The 23,002-nt window shown below is 50.7% G+C and carries 18 protein-coding genes, 1 other RNA gene and 1 pseudogene; 8 read left to right on the plus strand and 12 right to left on the minus strand.

Annotated features, from left to right (window positions below; genetic code table 11):
• Positions 1 to 50 precede the first annotated feature (50 nt).
• The 11 genes and pseudogenes from PUN32_RS09160 to xerD form a co-directional block, all read right to left on the minus strand.
• The gene (locus PUN32_RS09160) at positions 51 to 1,796 is read right to left on the minus strand and encodes a penicillin-binding transpeptidase domain-containing protein (protein WP_274722822.1); all 1,746 of its coding nucleotides are present in this window, start codon (positions 1,794 to 1,796) and stop codon (positions 51 to 53) included.
• Positions 1,793 to 2,113: a cell division protein FtsL gene (gene ftsL, locus PUN32_RS09165; protein WP_274722824.1), complete on the minus strand. Its 321-nt coding sequence runs from the start codon at positions 2,111 to 2,113 to the stop codon at positions 1,793 to 1,795. Before ftsL ends, PUN32_RS09160 begins: the two co-directional genes overlap by 4 nt.
• 9 nt (positions 2,114 to 2,122) lie before the next feature.
• A complete protein-coding gene (gene rsmH / locus PUN32_RS09170; protein ID WP_274722825.1) occupies positions 2,123 to 3,073 on the minus strand; it encodes a 16S rRNA (cytosine(1402)-N(4))-methyltransferase RsmH in 951 nt (316 codons plus the stop codon).
• A 175-nt stretch (positions 3,074 to 3,248) separates the two neighbouring features.
• Positions 3,249 to 3,650: RNase P RNA component class A (gene rnpB, locus PUN32_RS09175), an RNA gene on the minus strand.
• A 173-nt stretch (positions 3,651 to 3,823) separates the two neighbouring features.
• On the minus strand, positions 3,824 to 5,251 hold the full coding sequence (gene lpdA, locus PUN32_RS09180) for a dihydrolipoyl dehydrogenase (RefSeq protein WP_274722826.1): 1,428 nt from the start codon (positions 5,249 to 5,251) through the stop codon (positions 3,824 to 3,826).
• A gap of 262 nt (positions 5,252 to 5,513) precedes the next feature.
• A pseudogene (gene aceF / locus PUN32_RS09185) lies at positions 5,514 to 7,106 on the minus strand (pyruvate dehydrogenase complex dihydrolipoyllysine-residue acetyltransferase); the annotation flags it as partial.
• Positions 7,107 to 7,133: 27 nt separating this feature from the next.
• Positions 7,134 to 9,809, minus strand: a complete 2,676-nt coding sequence (gene aceE, locus PUN32_RS09190) for a pyruvate dehydrogenase (acetyl-transferring), homodimeric type (RefSeq protein WP_274722828.1) — start codon at positions 9,807 to 9,809, stop codon at positions 7,134 to 7,136.
• A 49-nt stretch (positions 9,810 to 9,858) separates the two neighbouring features.
• Positions 9,859 to 10,644 carry a pyruvate dehydrogenase complex transcriptional repressor PdhR gene (gene pdhR, locus PUN32_RS09195; protein ID WP_274722829.1) on the minus strand — a complete coding sequence of 262 codons (786 nt, stop codon included), beginning with the start codon at positions 10,642 to 10,644 and terminating at the stop codon, positions 9,859 to 9,861.
• A gap of 421 nt (positions 10,645 to 11,065) precedes the next feature.
• The gene (gene recJ, locus PUN32_RS09200) at positions 11,066 to 12,805 is read right to left on the minus strand and encodes a single-stranded-DNA-specific exonuclease RecJ (RefSeq protein WP_274722830.1); all 1,740 of its coding nucleotides are present in this window, start codon (positions 12,803 to 12,805) and stop codon (positions 11,066 to 11,068) included.
• A gap of 67 nt (positions 12,806 to 12,872) precedes the next feature.
• On the minus strand, positions 12,873 to 13,634 hold the full coding sequence (gene dsbC, locus PUN32_RS09205) for a bifunctional protein-disulfide isomerase/oxidoreductase DsbC (RefSeq protein ID WP_274722831.1): 762 nt from the start codon (positions 13,632 to 13,634) through the stop codon (positions 12,873 to 12,875).
• 16 nt (positions 13,635 to 13,650) lie between these two features.
• The gene (xerD, locus tag PUN32_RS09210) at positions 13,651 to 14,529 is read right to left on the minus strand and encodes a site-specific tyrosine recombinase XerD (protein ID WP_274722896.1); all 879 of its coding nucleotides are present in this window, start codon (positions 14,527 to 14,529) and stop codon (positions 13,651 to 13,653) included.
• Between the two features lie 260 nt (positions 14,530 to 14,789).
• Here xerD and fldB point away from each other — a divergent pair, with 260 nt between their 5' ends.
• Complete coding sequence (gene fldB, locus PUN32_RS09215) at positions 14,790 to 15,308, plus strand: flavodoxin FldB (RefSeq protein ID WP_274722832.1); 519 nt, start codon at positions 14,790 to 14,792, stop codon at positions 15,306 to 15,308.
• A 59-nt stretch (positions 15,309 to 15,367) separates the two neighbouring features.
• On the opposite strand, the gene ampD is transcribed toward fldB, so the two are convergent.
• Positions 15,368 to 15,922, minus strand: a complete 555-nt coding sequence (gene ampD, locus PUN32_RS09220; RefSeq protein WP_274722833.1) for a 1,6-anhydro-N-acetylmuramyl-L-alanine amidase AmpD — start codon at positions 15,920 to 15,922, stop codon at positions 15,368 to 15,370.
• A 246-nt stretch (positions 15,923 to 16,168) separates the two neighbouring features.
• Here ampD and nadC point away from each other — a divergent pair, with 246 nt between their 5' ends.
• The 7 genes from nadC to zapD all read left to right on the plus strand — a co-directional run bounded on the left by nadC (position 16,169) and on the right by zapD (position 22,990).
• Positions 16,169 to 17,074, plus strand: coding sequence for a carboxylating nicotinate-nucleotide diphosphorylase (gene nadC, locus PUN32_RS09225; RefSeq protein ID WP_274722834.1), 906 nt, complete (start codon positions 16,169 to 16,171; stop codon positions 17,072 to 17,074).
• A gap of 205 nt (positions 17,075 to 17,279) precedes the next feature.
• Positions 17,280 to 17,726, plus strand: coding sequence for a pilin (locus PUN32_RS09230; protein WP_274722835.1), 447 nt, complete (start codon positions 17,280 to 17,282; stop codon positions 17,724 to 17,726).
• 11 nt (positions 17,727 to 17,737) lie between these two features.
• A complete protein-coding gene (gene pilB / locus PUN32_RS09235) occupies positions 17,738 to 19,426 on the plus strand; it encodes a type IV-A pilus assembly ATPase PilB (protein WP_274722836.1) in 1,689 nt (562 codons plus the stop codon).
• A gap of 34 nt (positions 19,427 to 19,460) precedes the next feature.
• Positions 19,461 to 20,687 (plus strand): type II secretion system F family protein, encoded by a 1,227-nt coding sequence (locus tag PUN32_RS09240; protein WP_274722837.1) that lies wholly within the window; start codon positions 19,461 to 19,463, stop codon positions 20,685 to 20,687.
• A 53-nt stretch (positions 20,688 to 20,740) separates the two neighbouring features.
• Positions 20,741 to 21,613 carry a prepilin peptidase gene (locus PUN32_RS09245; RefSeq protein WP_274722838.1) on the plus strand — a complete coding sequence of 291 codons (873 nt, stop codon included), beginning with the start codon at positions 20,741 to 20,743 and terminating at the stop codon, positions 21,611 to 21,613.
• Complete coding sequence (coaE, locus tag PUN32_RS09250; protein WP_274722839.1) at positions 21,610 to 22,218, plus strand: dephospho-CoA kinase; 609 nt, start codon at positions 21,610 to 21,612, stop codon at positions 22,216 to 22,218. Before PUN32_RS09245 ends, coaE begins: the two co-directional genes overlap by 4 nt.
• 31 nt (positions 22,219 to 22,249) lie before the next feature.
• On the plus strand, positions 22,250 to 22,990 hold the full coding sequence (gene zapD, locus PUN32_RS09255) for a cell division protein ZapD (protein WP_274722840.1): 741 nt from the start codon (positions 22,250 to 22,252) through the stop codon (positions 22,988 to 22,990).
• The last annotated feature ends 12 nt before the right edge of the window (positions 22,991 to 23,002 follow it).

The following is a 23,002-nucleotide window of genomic DNA, read 5'->3' on the forward strand; positions in this document are numbered from 1 at the left end:
GCCAATTTGAGGTGTTTCTGCTTTAGGAATCTAGCCAAAAGATAATCAAACTATCTGGCTTGGAAGCGGTTTTCATCCGGCGCGACATTGAGGATCTGTAACGCACCTTTCATAATTTCGGAAAAAACCGGCCCCGCCACCGCACCGCCATAATAAGAATCGCCCTGCGGCTCATTAACCATCACCACCAACGAAATTCTGGGATTACTCACCGGAGCGACACCAGCGGTATAGGCAAAATATTCATCACTATATCCGCCCGCAATCGCTTTACGCGAAGTGCCCGATTTGGCTGCAATCCGATAACCCGGTACGGCAGCGCGAGTAGCAGTGCCTCCCGGTTGGGTAACGGTTTCCAACATTTCTAGCACTTGCTTGACGTATTTAGGCTCCACCACTTGGAGCGCAGGAGCAGGCTGATCGCCTTTAATAATGTGGATTGGCTGATATTTGCCATGATTACCCAACGTGGCATAGGCGTGGGCAAGTTGGATTGGAGTGATCGCCAGTCCATAACCAAACGATAAGGTGGCAATTTCAAACGGAGACCAGCGGCGGCGATTGGGGAAAATCCCCGCCGTTTCACCAACCAAATTCAAGCTAGACATTTCGCCTAGTCCGACCGAACTGTACATACCAAGCAAAGCTTCCAGCGGCATCTCTAAGGCTAATTTCGCCACGCCGATATTGCTCGATTTTTTCAAAATTAGGGTTAAGTCAGCTTTCCCCACTTTAGAAGTATCACGCACTCGACTGCCACCAATTTGCATGGTGCCATCACCGGTATCAATCACGGTATTTTTATCGGCGATGCCATTGGCCAACGCCGCCAGCACCACAAAAGGCTTAACCGTCGAGCCAGGTTCAAAGGCATCGGTGATCACCCGATTACGCATTTTAAAACTTTGCCAGTCATTACGATTATTGGGGTTATAAGATGGTGCATTAACCATCGCCAATACCGCGCCAGTTTTGACATCCAACATCACCGCCGATGCCGAGGTGGCACGATAATCAACCATCGCCTGCTTGACGGCACGAAAAGCGATCGCTTGTAAGCGCTGATCGATGGTCAATTGTAACGGCTTGCCCTGCTCGCGCTCTTCTAGCGCAATATTTTCTACCACCCGACCATCTTTATCTTTGCGGATCACGCTCTTGCCTGACTCGCCGGTCAAAGTGTTGTTGTAGCTGCGCTCGATCCCCTCAAGCCCGGCACCATCAATCCCTGTCACTCCAACTAGATGAGCACTCACTTCACCGGCTGGATAATAACGCCGAGACTCTTCTTTAAGGCCAATTCCGGTCAATTTCAGTTCACGAATATAGTTAGCCATCGCGGGGCTGACTTGGCGCTGCAAATAAATAAAACGTCGCGTGCGGTTATCCTCAATTTTTTTGATCATCTCTTGTCGATCTAATCCGAGCACATCAGCCAAGGCATGCCACGGTTTTTTATCGACCAAGCCACCTTTTTTATAGATGTCGACCGGATCGGCCCATACCGCTTCCACTGGCACGCTCACCGCTAATGCTTCGCCATTACGATCGGAAATAATACCGCGCGCGGAAGGTAAGGTTTTGGCGCGAATTGAGCGTAAATCCCCTTCGCGGATCAGATTATCAGGCTCAATGATCTGGATATACGCCACCCGTGCCACCAAGGCACAGAAAGCGATCAACACAAAAAACAGTAGCAGATAAAAGCGCCAGCGGATAAAAACTGGCTCAGGCTGAGTAGAGCTCACTTTAGGCGAGACTTTGGCTGATTTGGCTCGGGCAGTTTTGTTGTTCATTTAAGATTGATCACGACTTCGGTTTCTGAGTCTGGACGCTGCATCTGCAGATCTTGTCTCGCCAATTGTTGCACTCGGCTATGTTCCGATAGAGCAGTTTCTTCCAAAATCAAATTGCGCCACTCATTATCAAGCCGTTCACGCTCCATAAACGCTTGGTCTTTAGCGCTGATCGCTTGTCTGGCCTGATGAGTCATAAATACCACCGCCATCGCGCAGCTAAAAATCAGCAGCAGCAACAATAAAGGCAGCCGACCTACGGTGAGTAGGTCGAGGGCAATTAATTTAGCCAAATTCGGCGGTGACTGACGAGGCATAGCAACCTGCTACAGCTTTTCCGCCACGCGCAGCACAGAACTGCGTGAACGCGGGTTAAGTTCAACTTCTTGATCGGTTGGTTTGAGCGCTTTACCGACGGTTTTCATCTTGGCGCTACCGAGGGCCTGGATCTGCACTTGAGTCAGTGGCAAACCATGGGGTACTACTGGACCTTGGCTCTCTTTACGCATAAAGCGCTTCACCATGCGATCTTCCAACGAATGGAAACTGATCACGGACAAACGCCCTTGCGGAGCCAGAATTTCACTCGCACCACGCAGCGCGGTATCAATCTCTTCTAATTCACTGTTGATGTAGATCCGAAAAGCTTGAAAAGCGCGGGTGGCCGGATGTTTTTTCTCTTTAAAACTTTTTGGTGCCGCTTCGGAGATCAGCTTGGCTAATTGACCGGTGCGGGTTAACGGCTCATTAAGCTCATTTTGGCGGTATTCGACAATCGCTTTGGCAATTCTGCGCGCATGTTTATCTTCGCCAAACTCGCGGATCACCCAAGTAATATCATCCAGATCCGCTTGTGCCAGCCAAGCAGAAACCGGCATACCACTGGTCGGATCCATACGCATATCCAGCGGGCCATCTTTCATAAAGCTAAAACCGCGCTCGGCATCATCCAACTGTGGCGAAGACACGCCTAAATCAAACAGCACGCCGTCAACTTTTCCAACTAAATCATAACGCTGTGCGTATTTTGCAATCCCAGAAAAAGGACCATGGACGATGGTAAAACGCGGATCATCGATTTTCTGCGCTTCGGCAATCGCTTGTGGATCACGGTCGATACTGTACAAACGGCCTTGTGGGCCTAACTGGGCGAGAATGCTGCGGCTGTGACCACCACGGCCAAAGGTACCGTCGATGTAGATCCCATCCGGCTTGATCGCCAATCCTTCAATCGATTCGTTAAGGAGTACAGAGATGTGTTGGAAAGATGCAGTCATGATTTTCTCGTTGTGCTGGGCATACCCGCCATATAGTGTACTGATTTCAGACACTACCGCTAACTATAAGCGTTACAGGACGTGACTTTGCGCTAAGTTTAATGGTTTTGCTGTTACCTGAGTCAGCAAAAAGCAAAAAACCCACCATAACACAAGGCTATGATGGGTCTGCAATAGGTGGAGTCGACGTATAAGCCGGGTTCTGTTCCGCTTGCGCGGTAGTAGCCATTCCTCTAGGCCAGCAATCACTCACTGGCTCAAGCAACCTACCCGCCTCCTAACGCGAGCAACGCTATGTGGAGGCCTATTTGGTCTTGCTCCGGGTGGAGTTTACCCTGCTACGAACTGTTGCCAGTCGCACGGTGCGCTCTTACCGCACCCTTTCACCCTTACCTGATCCTATCCCGAAGGAGAGGCCATCGGCGGTTTGCTCTCTGTTGCACTTGTCGTAGGCTTGCGCCCCCCAGGCGTTACCTGGCACCCTGCTCTCTGGAGCCCGGACTTTCCTCCCCCTTATCAGTCTCCCTGACACAAGGCCAAGGGACGTCAATAAGGCAGCGACTACCCAGTCAACTCCGCGGCGGATTGTAGCGGGAAGTGTGAACAGAGTCCAGAAACAATCGGTCAGCAGCTCAAATCTCGCTTTAACTGCTTACTTTGCCGCCAATCAGGAAGCGGAGACGAAAAAAAACCGCTGCCAGCAGCGGTTTCTTCAATCAAACGCGGAAAGTTAACCGCGTAGATCAGACATTACTTTTTCTTTTTCGCTTTGGCGTTTGGCAGGTCAGTAATCGTACCTTCAAACACTTCCGCTGCCAGACCAACTGACTCATGCAGCGTTGGGTGGGCGTGAATGGTCAGTGCAATATCTTCTGCATCACAGCCCATTTCGATCGCTAGACCGATTTCGCCCAGCAGCTCACCACCGTTAGTACCGACGATAGCACCACCGATCACACGGTGAGTCTCTTTATCGAAAATCAGTTTAGTCATGCCGTCCGCACAGTCAGAAGCGATCGCACGGCCAGAAGCAGCCCACGGGAAAGTCGCCACTTCGTAGTTAATCCCTTCCGCTTTCGCTTCTTTTTCGGTTTTACCGACCCAAGCCACTTCTGGCTCAGTATAAGCAATCGATGGGATCACTTTAGGATCGAAGTAGTGCTTCTTCCCTGAGATCACTTCGGCTGCAACGTGACCTTCATGCACCCCTTTGTGGGCGAGCATAGGCTGACCTACGATGTCACCAATCGCGAAAATGTGCGCAACGTTGGTACGCATTTGCTTATCCACATGGATAAAGCCGCGCTCATCCACTTCCAGACCTGCTTTCTCAGCATCCAGCAGTTTACCGTTTGGCACACGACCAATCGCAACCAGAACTGCATCGTAACGCTCAGGCTGAGCTGGCGCACTCTTACCTTCCATTGACACGTAGATCCCATCTTCTTTCGCTTCTACCGCGGTGACTTTGGTTTCTAACATCAGGTTGAATTTGTCTTTGATGCGTTTGGTATAGACTTTAACCATATCCTTATCCGCCGCTGGGATAAGTTGGTCAAACATCTCAACCACATCAATTTTAGAACCGAGTGAGTGGTAAACGGTTGCCATTTCTAGGCCGATGATACCACCGCCCATGATCAGCAGTTTGCCCGGCACTTGCTTCAATTCCAGCGCATCAGTTGAATCCCAAATGCGTGGATCTTCATGCGGAATGAATGGCAATTTGATAGGACGAGAACCTGCAGCCACAATCGCGTGCTCGAAAGTCACCACAGTGGTGCCGTCTTCGCCTTGCACTTCAATGGTGTTCGGGCCAGTGAATTTACCGTAACCATTGACGACATTCACTTTACGCATTTTCGCCATTCCAGCCAGACCGCCGGTCAGCTGAGTGATCACCTTCTCTTTCCACAGACGAACTTTATCAATGTCTGTTTTGGGCTCACCAAATACGATACCGTGCTCAGCCAACGCTTTGGCTTCTTCAATCACTTTGGCTACGTGCAGCAGTGCTTTAGAAGGAATACAACCAACGTTAAGACACACACCACCTAGCGTGTTGTAACGTTCGATGATGATGGTATCCAGACCTAGATCTGCACTACGAAATGCGGCGGAATATCCGGCAGGACCGGCACCTAGCACCACAACTTGGGTTTTAATTTCTTTGCTCATTGCGACCTCTTGTAGTCAATATCCCTAACAGGCTGATGGGCGTTATCTCTCGTGGTGTGATTTAACCTACCGCAACGAGAATGGCAAACCAATCATCTAACACGCTGACTTGCAGACCGTAACAGTTTAACGAGATGTTAATGGTGTGCAAAGTCAATCCATGTAGCCTGTGAGCGAAACAACAATTCAACCTAGCAAGCTTGCAGCGTCAAATTGCGAGAGAACCAATAGATCGGGTGGCTTACACCACCCGAAAACTCGCTTACAGTACCAAACGACGAATATCGCTCAGGCTCTCATTCAAGTAAGTGATAAAGCGAGCGCCTTCCGCACCGTCGATCACGCGGTGATCATAAGACAGCGACAGTGGCAATTGCAGACGTGGCACAAACTCTTTGCCATTCCACACCGGCTTCATCTCCGACTTAGACACGCCAAGGATCGCTACTTCTGGTGCGTTAACGATCGGCGTAAACGCAGTACCACCAATGCCACCGAGGCTAGAGATAGTAAAGCAGCCACCTTGCATATCCGCCGCCGTCAGTTTACCAGCGCGCGCTTTCTTCGAAACTTCCGCCAGCTCTTTCGATAGCTCGTAGATGCCTTTCTTATTGACATCTTTAAACACAGGAACCACCAAACCATTCGGAGTATCGACCGCAATGCCGATATTGACATATTTCTTCAGGATCAAGCTTTCGCCATCGTCAGACAAAGAAGCATTGAACGCTGGGAAAGCTTCTAACGCTTTCGCCGCTGCTTTCATGATGAACACTAATGGCGTGATTTTCATTCCGGTATCACGCTTGGCTTCCATCGCATTTTGCTCTTGACGGAATTTCTCTAACTCGGTGATATCCACGTTGTCCCATTGGGTTACGTGCGGGATCATCACCCAGTTACGATGCAAGTTAGCACCAGAGATTTTCTTGATGCGCGACAGTGGTTGCACTTCGGTATCACCAAACTTGCTGAAATCCACTTTTGGCCAAGGCAGTAAGCCGAGCGCCGAGCCGTCACCTTTACCCGCCGCTTGCGCGCCAGATTCCAAACGTTTCAGCGCTTCTTTCACGTAAAGCTGTACATCTTCTTTTAAGATGCGGTTCTTACGTCCAGAGCCTTTTACTTGCTCAAGATTAACCCCAAACTCACGTGCTAAACGACGCACTACAGGTGAGGCATGTAAGTACTGATGGTTTTCTTTAAACTCACCACTGGCAGCCGGAGCTGCTGCAGCGACTGGCGCTACTGCTGGTGCTGAAGTAGCCGGGGCCGGAGTAGCAACTGGGGTCGCAGCTGCCGTTACTGGAGCCGCGACGGGTGCTGCGCCCGCCACTTCAAATACCATGATCAGCGAGCCAGTTGAGACTTTGTCGCCAGCGGCAATTTTGATCTCGGTGACAGTGCCAGCAAAAGGCGCGGGTACTTCCATTGACGCTTTATCACCTTCAACGGTGATCAGTGATTGCTCTTCGGCCACCACATCGCCCACTTTGACCATGATTTCAGTCACTTCAACTTCATCACCGCCAATGTCTGGTACTTGTACTTCCTTGCGTGCCGCGGCGGCTGGAGCGGCTGCCACGGGGGCCTCTGCTTGAGGCGCAGGAGTTGGTGCAGCCGCTGCTGCACCTTCTGCTTCAAAAACCATGATCAGCGAGCCAGTAGACACTTTGTCACCCGCCACGACTTTGATCTCTTTCACGGTGCCCGCTTGAGAAGCAGGCACTTCCATCGATGCTTTGTCGCCTTCCACTGTGATCAGCGATTGTTCTTCCGCCACTTGGTCGCCAACTTTGACCAGAATCTCAGTGACTTCAACCTCATCCGCACCGATGTCAGGTACATAAATTTCGATTGTCATTACGTTTCCTTCCTTCAATTAAGCGTACTGCGGGTTGGTTTTTTCAGGGTCGATGTCGAATTTCTTGATGGCATCTGCAACCACAGACTTCTCCACGTCACCACGTTTAGCCAATTCATTCAGCGCTGCGACAACCACGTAGCCAGCATTCACTTCGAAATGACGACGCAGATTTTCACGGCTGTCTGAGCGGCCGAAACCATCGGTTCCCAGCACTTTGTAAGACTCAGCTGGAATGAATGCGCGTACTTGATCCGCGTAGTTCTTCATGTAGTCGGTCGCTGCGATCGCAGGTTCACTACCCATCACTTGTGCGATGTAAGGCACTTGCGCATCCGCGGTAGGGTGCAGCATGTTGAAACGCTCACACGCTTGGCCATCACGTGCCAATTCGTTGAATGAGGTCACGGAGTAAACATCCGATGCAACACCGTACTCTGCACTCAGAATTTGCGCGGCTTTACGCACTTCATTCATGATCGTGCCTGAGCTCATCAGTTGCACTTTGGCTTTGTCACCCGCCTTTCCTTGAGACGAATAGCTTTCCAGCTTATAGATCCCCTTACGGATCCCCTCTTCAGCACCCACTGGCATCGCAGGATGAGCGTAGCTTTCGTTCATCACCGTCAGGTAGTAGAACACGTTCTCTTGCTCACCATACATGCGGCGAATACCGTCTTGTAGGATAACCGCCACTTCATAAGCGAAGGTTGGATCGTAAGAGATACAGTTAGGAACGGTACCCGCCAGAATGTGCGAATGACCATCTTCATGCTGCAGACCTTCACCATTCAGTGTGGTACGGCCGGCTGTCGCACCCAATAGGAAGCCACGCGCTTGTTGGTCGCCCGCCATCCATGCCATGTCGCCAACGCGTTGGAAACCGAACATCGAGTAGTAGATGTAGAACGGGATCATCGGCAAGTTGTTGGTGCTGTATGAGGTTGCCGCCGCAACCCAAGAGGACATCGCACCCAGCTCATTGATACCTTCTTGCAGTACCTGACCTGACGTCGCTTCTTTATAGTAAGAAACAATATCGCGATCTTGTGGGGTGTAGTTCTGACCGTGTGGGTTGTAGATACCGATTTGACGGAACAGACCTTCCATACCAAAAGTACGCGCTTCATCAGCGATGATCGGCACAATATTCTGACCAATGTTCTTATCTTTGAGCAGGATATTCAGCGAACGGACATAGGCCATAGTTGAAGAAATTTCACGGCTCTGCTCTTCGAGCAGCGGCTTAAACTCTTCCAGCGCTGGCACCACGAATTCGCCAGTGAAGTTAGGCAGACGTGCAGGGGTATAACCATGCAGCGCTTTACGACGCGCGTGCAGGTACTCGTACTCTTTTGAGCCTTCATCTAGCTTCAGGTAAGGCAGGTTTTTGATCTCTTCATCGGAAATCAGATCTTGCAAGCCAAGACGGTTGCGCATCGCCAGAACATGGGTCATATCCATCTTCTTCACTTGGTGGGCAATGTTCTTACCTTCCGCCGCTTCACCCATGCCATAACCTTTGACCGTTTTGGCTAGGATCACCGTTGGACGACCTTTGGTCTCTTGGGCATTTTTGTACGCCGCGTACACTTTCGATGTTTCATGACCACCGCGTTTCAGTGCGAAGATCTCATCGTCAGTCATATCGGCCACTAGCGCAGCTGTCTCTGGGTATTTACCAAAGAAGTGCTCACGCACGTACGCGCCATTTTTCGATTTGAGCGTTTGGTAATCGCCATCAACCGTTTCGTTCATCAGTTGCAGCAGTTTACCGCTGGTGTCTTTGGCCAGCAGTTTGTCCCAGCCGTTACCCCAGATCACTTTAACCACGTTCCAGCCTGCGCCACGGAACAGACCTTCCAACTCTTGGATGATCTTACCGTTACCCGTCACTGGGCCATCCAGACGTTGCAGGTTACAGTTGATCAGGAAACACAGGTTATCCAGCTTCTCACGGGCCGCGAAAGAGATCGCACCGCGTGATTCTGGCTCATCCATTTCACCATCGCCAAGGAAAGCGTAGACACGCTGTGCGGTGGTGTCTTTTAGGCCACGGCCATTGAGATACTTCAGGAAGCGCGCTTGATAAATCGCAGAAATTGGTCCCAAACCCATAGATACGGTTGGGAATTGCCAGAATTCAGGCATCAATTTCGGGTGTGGGTAAGAAGGAATGCCTTTGCCATCCACTTCCTGACGGAAGTTATCCAGTTGCTCTTCGCTCAAGCGGCCTTCAACGAAAGCGCGAGCATAGATCCCCGGAGAAATATGACCTTGATAGTAAACCAAGTCACCACCGTCTTGCTCATTAGGCGCACGGAAGAAGTGGTTGAAACAGGTCTCGTAGAACGCCGCGGAAGATTGGAAAGAAGCCATGTGGCCCCCCAGTTCCAAATCCTTTTTCGAGGCGCGCAGCACGATCATGATCGCGTTCCAGCGAATGATCGAACGAATACGACCTTCGAGCGTGGTATCACCTGGGTAAGCAGGCTCTTGCGCCGCTGGAATGGTGTTGATGTAGTTGGTGGTCACGCCGGTTGGCATATCAACCCCATCTAAACGCGCTTTTTCTAATACTTGCTCAAGCAGGTATTGGGCACGCTCTACGCCTTCTTCACGGACAACGGATTCAAGGGCAGCAAGCCACTCCTGAGTTTCCAGTGCATCTACGTCATGCTTCATGTCAGACATGGCGATCTATCCTTCTGTTGGTTGGATTAAGTTGAATCGCAATGGCCGCTTATTGCGGCGCATTACCTTGCTGAATTCGACGCAGAGATCGCTCTCGACGAGTCTGCTCTCGGGTCAAGTCCAACAACGTTTCTTCAATATAAGCTAAATGAGAATGGGACATTTCACGCGCCTTTTCCGGCTGACCAGAAACAATCGCATTCACAATGTTAGCTCGGTGCTTAGTTACTTTCTCTACCGCTGCTGGGCGGTGATGTAATAATGTAAAGTTTTGACGAATATTCTGCTCAAGCAGCGGGCTTAAACTGCGCACAATGTGTAATAGCACCACGTTGTGCGCCGCTTCAGTAATGGCAATTAAAAATGCCATAACACATTCCGCTTCTTGATCGACATTGTGTTGATCAACATCGTTGCCGTGTTGAGTTTCGGCAATCTTAGTCGCACAGTGTTGGATCTGAGCAAAATCTTGTTCGGTACCACGCAATGCCGCAAAATAAGCGCAGATGCCTTCCAGCGCATGGCGCGCTTCCAACAGATCTAACTGCGTTTCGGAGTGGCTAGACAATAAATTGAGCAAAGGGTCGGTAAAGCTTTGCCACATACGATCACTAACGAACGTACCACCACCTTGGCGGCGGGTGAGCAAACCTTTGGCTTCTAGGCGTTGTATCGCTTCTCTGATTGAGGGACGAGACACATCAAACTGCTTGGCCAGCTCACGTTCCGGGGGCAGTTGCTGACCGGGCGAGAGTGATCCTTCCACTATCAATCTCTCCAATTCTTGTTCAATCGCATCAGAGAGTTTTGGCTGACGAATCCTTTGATAGGCCATAATTTATTGTTCTTCTACTTTTATTCTTGTTGCTGGCAATTGGTCATACCAATTTCAAGTTGCTGCAGAAATTAACATAATTAAAATATCACTGTCCAGCCAAAAGTTGACCCAAATCATGGAAATGCCACCTAGAAAACATTTTGCTAACAAGATTTAATTGAGACTGTAAAACAATTAAGCGAGTCGGTTACAAAAAACACACGAGCGGGGCATTAATGGGCTAGAAAACGACAACACCAGCGGATTTGTTGCTCGCAAGAGTGCGATTTGGGGATATTGCTCGGCGCAAAATGCGTGGACAGTCAGTGCCCACGGCATAAAAAGAAATGGCAAAATGGGAGTATCCGCAACTCAATGATTTGGCGTTGTGGATCAGCGGCAACAGGCCGCTGATGCTTCAAGTCACAAACGGATGAATCTATTTGGCTTCGATATGATCGATCATCAATTGCAGTGACTGATTACCACGAAATTGATTGATATCGAGTTTGTACGCTAAGCGAACGGTTTTGACCGAGGCATCCGGCCAGCGGCGCAGATCAACATTAAACGCAATCCCATCGATCATCACATTGCTGGCAAAGCCTTTATACAGTGGCTCTAACATCAATTTGAGATGCTTCTCGCCAACCAATTTTTGGTGCAACACTTTAAACTCGCCATCAAACAGTGGCTCAGGGAACGCTTGCCCCCACGGCCCGCCCGCGCGCAGTATTTCAGCGGTGTGTAGCGAAAACTGTTCCGGTGTCAGCTCACCATCACTGAGAATAATGCCTTTCAAAGCGGCATCATCCAGCTCTTGGCGTACCAGTTGATCAAACAGCTGACAAAAACGCTCAAAGTTTTGCGGCTCAATGGTTAAACCCGCCGCCATCGCATGGCCACCAAATTTAACGATGATACCGGGATGCTGGGTGTCAATTTTATCCAGTGCATCGCGCATATGCAGCCCAGCAATTGAGCGGCAAGAGCCTTTCAGTTTGCCATCACTGCCTTGCGCAAAAGCAATCACTGGACGGTGATATTTCTCTTTGATGCGTGAAGCGAGAATGCCGATCACCCCTTGGTGCCAATCACGCTGAAACAGCACTAAACCGTAAGGCAGCTCGCGATCGTCACTCAGTTGCAAACGCTCACAAAACGCCACCGCCTCTTGCTTCATGCCCTCTTCAATATCTTTGCGAGTTTGATTAAGGCTATCCAGTTCACTGGCCATGCGCCTTGCGGCGTGGATATCGTTACACAGCAGCAACTCAACCCCAAACGACATATCATCCAAACGGCCAGCGGCGTTGATCCGAGGCCCGAGCGCAAAACCAAAATCAGCCGCCACCAAACGCGATGCATCACGTTTCGCGATTTCAATCAATGCTTGGATCCCCGGACGCGCAAGCCCAGCGCGAATGCGTTGCAAACCTTGATGAACCAAAATGCGGTTATTGTCATCCAGTGGCACCACATCAGCTACCGTGCCGAGCGCGACGAGATCAATCAATTCCATTAATTTAGGCTCAGCCATGCCTTGTGCGGCAAACCAACCTTGCTGACGCATATGCACGCACAGCGCCATCATCAAATAGAACGCAACCCCAACTCCGGCTAATGCCTTAGAGGGAAAAGCACACTGCTGCAAATTAGGGTTCACCATTGCATCCACCGGCGGTAACTGTTGCCCCGGTAAATGATGGTCGGTGACCAACACTTGCAAGCCTTGCTGTTTGGCGTAACTCACCCCTTCTAGCGAAGAGACCCCATTATCGACCGTCATGATCATCTGTGCGCCACGCTGCAGCGCTTGATCCACCACTTCTGGGCTTAAGCCGTAGCCATCGTCAAAGCGGTTTGGTACTAAGTAATCAACATTACGACTGCCAAGCATCCGCAGCGCCAACACCGACAACGCCGAGCTGGTCGCACCATCGGCATCAAAATCGCCCACCACTATGATGCGTTTTTGCTCGACAATCGCGGCAAACAGCAACTCCACCGCACGCTCAATGCCGTGCAGTTGTTTAAATGAGTGCAGCGCTTTGGCGGCTTTTTCCAGTTGTGCTACATCGCTTACACCACGGCTCAGGTAAAGCCGCCGTAACAGTGGGTCGATGTGATCAGGTAACAGCGCAAGATCAGGCGCAGGTCGACGTTGAATTTCTATCATGTGATGACAGGCCAAAGTTACCTTCGGCCTGATCCTTTAATTAATGGTCAATAAGGATGACAGCAGATTATTGAGTGGCTTGTAGACGTTGCAACAACTGTGGCGCAGGCAGATAACCGCCAACCATCTCACCATTAGGCAAGAAAATCGCTGGTGTGCCGCTAATACCTAACTCTTGGCCAAGTCGGTAATGCTGGGCAATGGTTTGTTGGCACTGGGCGAGCGATTGACCTTTGGCCAGTGAATCAGTGCTAATGGTTTTACGATTAACTTTCGCCTCATGCAGCGCCGCTTTCGGATCGCTGGCGCACCAAATCGCGGCCATTTGCTCAGCCACTTGTCCAGTCGGCCCTTGGCGAGGATAAGCCAAGTAGCGCACGGTAATACCTAAATCGTTGTACTCTTGGATTTGACTGTGCAAGCGCACGCAGTAACCACAAGAGATGTCGGTAAACACACTGATCGCGTATTGCTCATTGGCCGCTTTAAATTCCAGCATGCTCGGTTGCAGTGCTGCCAATTTTTGCGCATTCAGCGGAGCTTGACGCTGCGCCAACACATCAACATAGCCGCCGTTAGCATCCAGCGCGTACAGCGTGCCCGCAATAAAATGCTGACCATCCTCAGAAGCAAACAGTACCCCACCAGAAGTTTGCACTTCGAGTAAACCGGCAATATCCGCCGGTTTGACCTGCACCACTTGCAGGCCGAGTTTGGCAAAGCGCTGTTCAAGTTGCGCAGTATTTGATGGCGCAGTGCTGGCTTGCACGCCCGCAGCCATGCTCAATAAAGGAAAGGCCAGCCATGTTAGTCGGCGCAGTATGCTCATCAATATCACCTTATTTTCAAGCCCTTGGATGGTGCTCGTTGTGGAGTTGTTTAAGCCGCTCAGTCGCGACATGCGTATAAATTTGTGTGGTGGATAAATCACTATGCCCAAGCAGCATCTGCACCACACGCAAATCCGCGCCATAATTGAGCAGATGAGTCGCAAACGCATGCCGCAATACGTGCGGCGAGAGTTGATCGAGTTCAATCTGCGCAATCAGCGCATAGTGTTTGATGCGATGCCAGAAGGTTTGCCGGGTCATTTGTTGACCACGGCTGCTCGGAAACACAATATCTGAAGTCCGTTCACCTAACAGTAAAGACCGTCCGTGCTGTAAAAAAGTTTCAATCCATTCCACGGCATTTTCGCCCATCGGCACCAAACGCTCTTTGCCACCTTTACCGGTCACGCGCACCACCCCTTGGCGCAAGCTCATATTTTCCATGGTCAGCGAGACTAATTCAGTGACCCGCAAACCGGTGGCGTACAACAATTCGAGCATCGCTTTATCGCGTAGCTCAATTGGCGCTTGCGGATCAGGTGCATTCAGCAGCGCCTCCACTTGCGCCTCACTCAAATCTTTGGGCAGACGCACCGGTAATTTGGGGCTGATCAACAGTGCACTCGGATCATCGGCTCGCACTTGCTCACGGTGCAAATACTGAAACAGCCGCCGGATGGCCGATAGCATGCGCGCTTTGGAGGTCGCTTGGTAATTTTGCTCGCTTAACCAGCTTTGATACTCCAGCAGGCCAGCAAAGCTAATGAAATCTAATCGATAGCCCTGTTCGGCCATCCAATCTAATAATTTAATCAAATCATTGCGATAAGAAGCGACGGTATTTTCCGCTAACCCGCGCTCCAACCACATCGCATCTAAAAATCGTTCAACCATCCCCAGATCTGTCGATAAAGGTTCAGCAGATAAGGGATCGATAGATAAGGCTTCGCTCACACAGTCCTCAGCTTTAGCTGTCTCGTTACAGCGTGTTTTTATTCTTAACTCAACAATTCCCGCCCGACTTGGCGTTGCCGTTAGGCGGCAAGTAGCACGGGTATAACATAAAAAAGCCCACGATGCAGGATATTGGCTGCATTGCGCCCATATTTATGGTTAGAATTTGCCATTGCTACCCCAACCGATACAAACAACTGATGAAGATTGGTCTATTTTATGGTTCTAGCACCTGCTACACCGAAATGGCAGCCGAGAAAATTCGCGCCATAATTGGTGAAGAGCTGGTGGATATCCACAATGTCAAACATGCTCCGCTCAGCTTGATGAATGATTATGATCTGCTGTTGCTGGGCATTTCAACTTGGGATTTCGGTGAAATTCAACAAGACTGGGGGGCGGTATGGGATCACATCGCTGGCGTGTCGCTAAAAAACAAGTACGTCGCGTTATTCGGCTTAGGCGATCAAGAAGGCTATGGCGAGTGGTATCTGGATGCGATGGGGCTGCTGCACAGCCAGATCCAACAGAGCGGAGCTAAGCTGCTTGGCTACTGGCCCAATCAGGGCTACCAGTTTGAAGCTTCCAAAGCCTTGACCGAAGATGGCAGTCATTTTGTCGGCCTAGCGCTGGATGAAGATTCACAATATGAATTGAGCGATCAGCGCATCGCCACTTGGGTGGAACAGGTGCTGAGCGAATACCACGCTGCGCTTTAAGCCTAGGCCAAATCTATGCCGCAAAGCCAGGCTGCTAAGTAAAACCATGCCACCAACGATTAAAGCGCTTTAGCCTGTAATCCCGCGCGCAAGCGTGGCCAATCAAATACTAAACCGGGATCGGTTTTGCGTAGCGGCGCAATATATTGATGCCCGGTAATCCGCGGCACGGTGATGTGCGGATAACGCGCCATCAGCGCTTGAGTCAGGGTGATCAACGCCTGATATTGCGCTGCGGTGTACGGCACAAAATCGGTGCCTTCTAATTCAATGCCAATCGAATAGTCATTGCATTTCGCGCGCCCAGCAAACGATGACACCCCAGCATGCCACGCGCGCAAACCAAACGGCACCAACTGCACCACTTCACCATCACGGCGGATCACACAATGCGCCGACACGCGCATTGGCGCGATCACTTTAAAAAACGGATGCTGTTCGGCATCCAATTGGCCGAGAAAAAACTGCTCAATATACGGACCACCAAATTGACCGGGCGGCAAGCTGATGTTGTGGATCACCAACAAAGAAATATCTTCACTATCACCGCGCGCATCACAGTGTGGCGAGGGGACTTTTCTCGCCAGACGGTACCAGCCTTGTGCATCGATCATGCTCGCTCCTTGATGGGTTGCTTAGATCTGTTCGCTATTTGGGTTTGTTCATTGCTTAGCTTTATTGACGACTTAGCTTTGTTCGCGACTGGGGATAAATTTGCCGCTGACGACCAACGCCAAGTCGCTGGCAGAGGGTGCCCATTCTAGCGTGCGGCCAGTGAAATGCGAGATTAAAGGCTGAATTTCTCGCCGACAGTCAGTATCATGGCCTAGTTAGCCATTAACACGGACCCTCGACTTGCGATGAAATCGACTCACAACAGCCAAGATCGCCTAGCATACTTAACCCAACAATTGCCGGCCGATATTACCCGCAGCGTCAGCGACGCGCTCAAAGAAGATTTAGGTGGCACACTCAATCCCGCGGCCGATATTACCGCAAGCCTGATCCCTGCCGATCGGATCAGCAGCGCGACCATTATCACTCGTGAAGCGGGGGTATTTTGCGGCCAACAATGGGCGCAGCAGGTATTTGAACAGCTCGGTGGCCAAGTCCATATTGAGTGGCATGTGCAAGACGGTGATACGCTTACGCCCAACCAAACCTTGTGTACCTTAACCGGGCCAGCGCGGATTTTGCTCACCGGTGAGCGCAGCGCGATGAACTTTATCCAAACCTTATCCGGCTGCGCCACGCTCACTGCGCGCTATGTGCGTGAGCTGCAAGGCACCCAGTGCCGCTTGCTCGATACCCGCAAAACCATTCCCGGCCTACGCAGCGCCCTAAAATATGCGGTCACCTGCGGCGGAGGCCATAATCACCGGGTTGGGGTATTTGATGCTTACCTGATCAAAGAGAACCACATTATCGCCTGTGGCGGGATCACACAGGCGGTGACTCGCGCTAAGCAGCTTAACCCCGGTAAACCGGTTGAAGTGGAAACCGAAAGTTTGGCCGAATTGGAAGAGGCGATCCGTGCCGGAGCCGACATCATTATGCTGGATAACTTTAGTCTTGAGATGATGCGTGAAGCGGTAAACATTAACGCTGGACGCGCGGCGCTGGAAAACTCCGGCAATATCACCTTAGACAACCTCAAACAGTGTGCTGAAACTGGCGTGGATTATATTTCGGTCGGCGCGCTGACCAAGCATGTGCGCGCGCTCGATCTCTCGATGCGCTTTAGCGCCGATCCCAAGCCCAATTAACACCGCAGCCCGTCATCATCCTGTGCAGGCCACCGATAAGGTGGCCTGCGTTTTTTTAACTGACTCGTAATCTTTTGCGCCGCCGCTGCAAGCAAGGCAGGTAAATCTGTGCGTGGCTCGCAGCCTACTATCAAGCCCATTTCTCCTGTGCATCACACTGCTTATCCTCACCCCACGATATACGTCAATAACAATGGAGAGAGTGATGAAAGCGTATAACAAACTGCAACAGGGCTTTACCCTAATTGAATTAATGATTGTGGTAGCGATTATTGGCGTGCTGGCCGCAATTGCCGTACCGCAATATCAGAAATACGTTGCCAAAAGTGAAGCGGCAGCAGCACTGGCTTCAATTACCGCTCATAGAACCAATGTGGAAATGTACGTGGTGGAAAATGGGGCTTTTCCAAGCGAAACAAATTTACCAGTTCCATCAACAACCTCTGGAAAAATAACTTATGGAACAGCAACATCTGGGGCTGCAGGGACCGGTTCAGGAACTATCGTCTTTACATTCGCAACCAGTGGGGCAAGTCCTAGCGTTGTAAATAAAAAAATCAACTTACAACGTGATGTAGAGGGATCGTGGGGATGCTCGTCAAACATTGATGAAAATTATAGACCCAAGGGTTGTGTTAAAGATAATGAATAACATTTAGCAACATGCTCACCAATCTAATCGCCATCTTGCGCCAAGCGGAGTTAATTAGCGCGGCGCAACAGCAAGCGGTGCTCGAACACGTTAGCGCTTGCGACACTTCGGTGCCGGAAGCGCTGCTGGAGCTCAAGATTTTCCATCCCCAGCAGTTAACCGAGCAACTGAGCCATATTTTTGGCTTGCCGGAAAGCGATCTTAGCCGCTACGACTATGCCGAGCTGTGCCAACAGCTCGGCTTGCGTGAGCTGATCACCCGCTATCAAGCGCTGCCGCTGGCCAAACAAGGCCATGTGCTACTGCTGGCGGTGTCCGATCCGACCTTACTACAAGCAGAAGAAGAGTTTCGCTTCGCCTCAGGGCTACAAGTTGAATTGGCACTGGCCGATCATCGCGCCTTGCAAGCGGCAATCCGCCGTTTGTATGGCCGCTCAATTCAAGGCGCGGCTAATCAAGGTAAAGAGATCAGCCAAGATGAGCTGGCCGATCTGGTGCAAGTCGGTGCCGATGAGCTGCAATCGATTGAAGATTTAAGCCAAGATGACTCGCCGGTCAGCCGCTTTATCAACCAAGTGCTGCTTGATGCAGTGCGTAAAGGCGCCTCTGACATCCATTTTGAACCTTATGAAAACCAATTTCGCATTCGGCTACGCTGCGATGGGATTTTGGTGGAAACTCAACAACCCGCTAGCCAACTCAGCCGCCGCTTAGCCGCGCGGCTAAAAATCCTCGCCAAACTGGATATTGCCGAACGCCGCCTACCGCAAGATGGGCGGATCAAACTGCGCCTCAATGCCGATACTGCGATTGATCTGCGCGTCTCAACCTTGCCCACGTTATGGGGCGAAAAAATTGTTCTACGTCTGCTCGACAGCAGCGCGGCCAATTTGGATATTGATAAGCTCGGCTACAACCCGCAGCAAAAACAGCTCTATTTAACCGCACTAAAACGGCCACAAGGGATGATTTTAATGACTGGCCCAACTGGCAGCGGCAAAACCGTATCGCTGTACACTGGGCTGCGCATTCTTAATACCGCGCAAATCAATATCTCCACCGCGGAAGATCCGGTCGAAATAAACCTAACGGGTATTAACCAAGTACAAGTGCAACCGAAAATTGGTTTTGGCTTTGCCGAAGCGCTGCGCTCGTTTCTGCGCCAAGATCCCGATGTGGTGATGGTAGGCGAAATCCGCGATCTGGAAACCGCAGAAATCGCGGTCAAAGCGGCGCAAACTGGTCACTTAGTGCTCTCCACTTTACACACCAATTCCGCGGCAGAAACCGTGATCCGCTTAGCTAATATGGGGGTGGAGCCATTTAACCTCGCCTCATCGCTGAGTTTAATTATTGCTCAGCGGCTGGCGCGTCGCTTATGCAAACAGTGCAAAGTGGCTCATGCGCCATCGGCCATTTTGCAAAACCAGTTTGCCTTTCAAGCACAAGAAGTTTTGTATCAAGCCAATCCGGCTGGCTGCAACGAATGTACCGGTGGCTATTCTGGTCGGGTCGGCATTTATGAGGTGATGGCGTTTAATCCAGAGCTGGCAGAAGCGATTATGCAGCGCGCCACCATTCAACAAATTGAACAACTAGCCAGCGCAAATGGCATGCAAACCCTGCAACAGTCCGGCTTAGAAAAACTGCGCCAAGGCATCACCAGTTTTACCGAGCTACAACGGGTACTCTATTTCTAAACCAAGCACGATCGACCAAATAACGAGTTTTTCTATGCAAGCGAGCAAATCTGTAGCCTTAAAACACTACCGCTGGAAAGGCATTAACAGTAACGGCAAAAAAGTCCACGGCCAGTTACTGGCACTCAGCGAATTAGAAGTGCGCGACAAACTCAAAGAGCAGCACATTCAGATCAAAAAACTCAAAAAAGGCAGCGTCTCCTTGCTGTCTCGCCTCACTCATCGGGTCAAAGGTAAAGACATCACCCTATTAACCCGCCAACTGGCCACCATGCTCACCACTGGCGTACCGATTGTGCAGGCGCTCAAGTTGGTGGGCGATAACCATCGCAAAGCGGAGATGAAATCGATCCTGGCACAAATCACCAAAGGGGTTGAAGCCGGTACGCCACTCTCAAAATCGATGCGTACCGCCAGCGCGCATTTTGACAGCTTGTATGTTGATTTGGTGGAAACCGGTGAAATGTCCGGCAATTTGCCGGATGTGTTTGAACGCTTGGCGACTTATCGGGAAAAAAGTGAACAACTGCGCGCTAAAGTGATCAAAGCGCTGATTTACCCCAGCATGGTGGTGTTAGTCGCGCTTGGCGTTTCTTACCTAATGCTGACTATGGTGATCCCCGAATTTGAAGCAATGTTTAGCGGTTTTGGGGCGGAACTACCTTGGTTTACTCAGCAAGTGCTCAAACTATCACACTGGGTACAAGCCTATAGTGGATGGGCATTACTGGCGATTGGCTCGGCACTCTTCGGACTCAAAACGCTACGCCAAAAATCATTGGCAGTGCGTTTAGCCACCAGTCGCCTCAGCCTGAAAATACCGGTGATCGGCTCAGTACTGGCCAAAGCCTCGATCGCCAAATTCAGCCGCACTCTCGCCACCAGCTTTGCCGCGGGTATTCCCATCCTCGCCAGTTTAAAAACCACTGCCAAAACCGCAGGTAACATCCACTTTGAACACGCCATCAATCAAGTATACCGCGATACGGCGGCCGGGGTACCGATGTATATTGCGCTGCGCAATACCGAAGCGTTTCCGGAAATGGTGCTGCAAATGGTGATGATTGGCGAAGAGTCAGGCCAGTTGGATGATATGTTGAATAAGGTCGCCAGCATCTACGAATTTGAAGTCGATAATACCGTGGATAATTTAGGCAAAATTCTTGAGCCGCTGATCATTGTGTTTCTTGGCACGGTAGTGGGTGGCTTAGTGGTGGCGATGTACTTGCCAATCTTTAACTTGATGAGTGTCTTAGGTTAGTATGGCAATCCCACGCACTTCGACGCTGGGACAATTAGCTTAGAGCATAAAAAATGGAACTGTTTGATTACTACCCGTGGCTATTTCCGCTATTGGCTAGCTTATTTGGCTTGATCATCGGTAGCTTTCTGAATGTGGTGATTTACCGCTTACCGAAAATAATGGAACGCGAATGGCGCACTGAGTGTGCGGCAAGTTTTCCTGAATACGCGATTAGCCCGCCAGACGGTGTGCTCACGCTCAGTGTGCCGCGCTCCACTTGCCCACACTGCAATACCCCGATTCGAGTGATCGATAACATCCCACTGCTCAGTTGGCTTTGGCTACGCGGTAAGTGCTCGCACTGCCAAGCGGCAATTAGTGCGCGTTATCCATTGATTGAGCTGCTGAGCGCAGGGATCAGTGGCCTGATCGCCAGCCAATTTCCGTTTGGTATCTATGCCGTGGCGCTACTGTTTTTCAGCTATGTGCTGATTGCAGCAACGTTTATCGACCTCGATACCATGCTGCTGCCCGATCAACTGACCCTCCCGTTACTGTGGGCGGGCATTGCGCTGGCGCTGCTTGGGTTTTCTCCGCTATCACTTGGTGATGCGGTGATCGGCGCTATGGCAGGCTATCTCTGCCTATGGTCAATTTACTGGCTGTTTAAATTACTGACCGGCAAAGAAGGCATGGGCTATGGCGATTTCAAATTGCTCGCCGCACTCGGCGCTTGGCTTGGCTGGCAGCAGTTGCCAGTAATTGTGCTGCTTTCTTCACTGGTTGGCATCGTATTTGGATTAATCCAACTGCGCCTACAACGGCAAGGGATTGATAAAGCTTTCCCATTTGGGCCTTATTTAGCAATCGCGGGTGGCTTGGCTCTGCTGTACGGTGAGTCGATCATCGCGTGGTACTTCTCCACTTGGGTTGGGCCATTATGAGCTTAGTCGTTGCACTGACTGGCGGTATCGCCAGCGGCAAAACCACGGTTGCTAATCTGTTTCATGAGCAGTTTGGCATCGATTTGGTCGATGCCGATGTAATCGCTCGTGAGGTGGTGGCTCCCAACACGCAAGGGCTACAAGCGATTGCTGCCCATTTTGGATCCTCCGTGATCCAGGCCGATGGCTCACTCAACCGCGCCGCCCTGCGTGAGCGCATCTTTACCGATCTGGATGAGAAAGCCTGGCTGGATCAACTGCTGCATCCGCTGATCCGTGAGCGGATGCGAGCAGCACTCAAGCAAACCCGCTCCCCTTATGCATTATTAATTGTGCCGCTCTTGGTTGAAAACCAACTGCAAAGTATGGCGGATTGGGTGCTGGTGGTGGATGTGGATGAAAAAGTACAGCTTGAGCGCACTATGGCGCGCGATGGGGTTGCACGCCAACAAGCACAAGCGATTCTCGCCGCACAAGCTTCACGCGCTGAACGGCTGGCGATCGCCAACGATGTGCTCAAAAATGATGCAGAAAACCAGAAACTTTTGCCACAAATCACACTATTGCACCAAAAGTATCTAGCCATGAGCAGGCAAAATTTGTGAGAATAAGCGCAAAGAATCCAAGGCTAGCTCAATGACCACACACCTGTTTGAACATCCTCTCAATGAAAAGACGCGCATCTACCTGCGAGTTGAAGCGCTGCTCAACCAGATGGAGCAAACATCAGACTTCAGTGATGGCATTCAGTATCCGCTATTTTTCCGTTCTCTGTTCGATATGCTGGATATTTTTGAACAGATCCAACTGAAAAGTGAGCTGGCGAAAGATATGGAAAAGCAGCGCCTAACCTATCGTAGTTGGCTCAATGTGGAAGGTGTCGATCAGGCGATGCTGAAAACGCTACTTAGCGAACTGGATGCGGTGCATCGCGATTTAATGAGCGCTGAGCGGTTTGGTCAATCGCTCAAAGAAGATCGTTTCCTGAGTGCCATTCGGCAGCGTTTTAATTTGCCCGGTGGTGCTTGCTGCTTTGATCTGCCTGCGCTGCATTATTGGCTGCATCTGCCACTGGAGCGTAAAACGCGCGATGCCAAGCAGTGGATGCAAACCCTAACCCCACTGTCCAATGCCCTTAAACTGTGGCTAAAACTGACCCGTGAAACCGGAACTTACCGTTCACGGATGGCCAATAATGGCTTCTACCAAAGTGATGCCGAGGATGCCAATATCCTACGTCTTGCGATCCCGCTCGAATATGGCGTCTACCCGATGATTTCCGGACACAAAAATCGCTTTGCGATCAAGTTTCTCGACTTCTACAGCGGACAAGCCAGCAGCCAAGATATTGGCTTTGATTTAGCGGTGTGCTGTTAAACTTCCTCCGTT

Origin of the sequence: Vibrio chanodichtyis, from assembly GCF_028863985.1 — a bacterium.
GTDB classification, from domain to species: domain Bacteria; phylum Pseudomonadota; class Gammaproteobacteria; order Enterobacterales; family Vibrionaceae; genus Vibrio; species Vibrio chanodichtyis.

Excerpts from the sequence above, each read along its gene's own strand:
- PUN32_RS09160 (WP_274722822.1), bottom strand. The coding sequence starts at position 1,796 with ATGAACAACAAAACTGCCCGAGCCAAATCAGCCAAAGTCTCGCCTAAA.
- ftsL (WP_274722824.1), bottom strand. The coding sequence starts at position 2,113 with ATGCCTCGTCAGTCACCGCCGAATTTGGCTAAATTAATTGCCCTCGAC.
- rsmH (WP_274722825.1), bottom strand. The coding sequence starts at position 3,073 with ATGACTGCATCTTTCCAACACATCTCTGTACTCCTTAACGAATCGATT.
- lpdA (WP_274722826.1), bottom strand. The coding sequence starts at position 5,251 with ATGAGCAAAGAAATTAAAACCCAAGTTGTGGTGCTAGGTGCCGGTCCT.
- aceE (WP_274722828.1), bottom strand. The coding sequence starts at position 9,809 with ATGTCTGACATGAAGCATGACGTAGATGCACTGGAAACTCAGGAGTGG.
- pdhR (WP_274722829.1), bottom strand. The coding sequence starts at position 10,644 with ATGGCCTATCAAAGGATTCGTCAGCCAAAACTCTCTGATGCGATTGAA.
- recJ (WP_274722830.1), bottom strand. The coding sequence starts at position 12,805 with ATGATAGAAATTCAACGTCGACCTGCGCCTGATCTTGCGCTGTTACCT.
- dsbC (WP_274722831.1), bottom strand. The coding sequence starts at position 13,634 with ATGAGCATACTGCGCCGACTAACATGGCTGGCCTTTCCTTTATTGAGC.
- xerD (WP_274722896.1), bottom strand. The coding sequence starts at position 14,529 with ATGGTTGAACGATTTTTAGATGCGATGTGGTTGGAGCGCGGGTTAGCG.
- fldB (WP_274722832.1), top strand. The coding sequence starts at position 14,790 with ATGAAGATTGGTCTATTTTATGGTTCTAGCACCTGCTACACCGAAATG.
- ampD (WP_274722833.1), bottom strand. The coding sequence starts at position 15,922 with ATGATCGATGCACAAGGCTGGTACCGTCTGGCGAGAAAAGTCCCCTCG.
- nadC (WP_274722834.1), top strand. The coding sequence starts at position 16,169 with ATGAAATCGACTCACAACAGCCAAGATCGCCTAGCATACTTAACCCAA.
- PUN32_RS09230 (WP_274722835.1), top strand. The coding sequence starts at position 17,280 with ATGAAAGCGTATAACAAACTGCAACAGGGCTTTACCCTAATTGAATTA.
- pilB (WP_274722836.1), top strand. The coding sequence starts at position 17,738 with ATGCTCACCAATCTAATCGCCATCTTGCGCCAAGCGGAGTTAATTAGC.
- PUN32_RS09240 (WP_274722837.1), top strand. The coding sequence starts at position 19,461 with ATGCAAGCGAGCAAATCTGTAGCCTTAAAACACTACCGCTGGAAAGGC.
- PUN32_RS09245 (WP_274722838.1), top strand. The coding sequence starts at position 20,741 with ATGGAACTGTTTGATTACTACCCGTGGCTATTTCCGCTATTGGCTAGC.
- coaE (WP_274722839.1), top strand. The coding sequence starts at position 21,610 with ATGAGCTTAGTCGTTGCACTGACTGGCGGTATCGCCAGCGGCAAAACC.
- zapD (WP_274722840.1), top strand. The coding sequence starts at position 22,250 with ATGACCACACACCTGTTTGAACATCCTCTCAATGAAAAGACGCGCATC.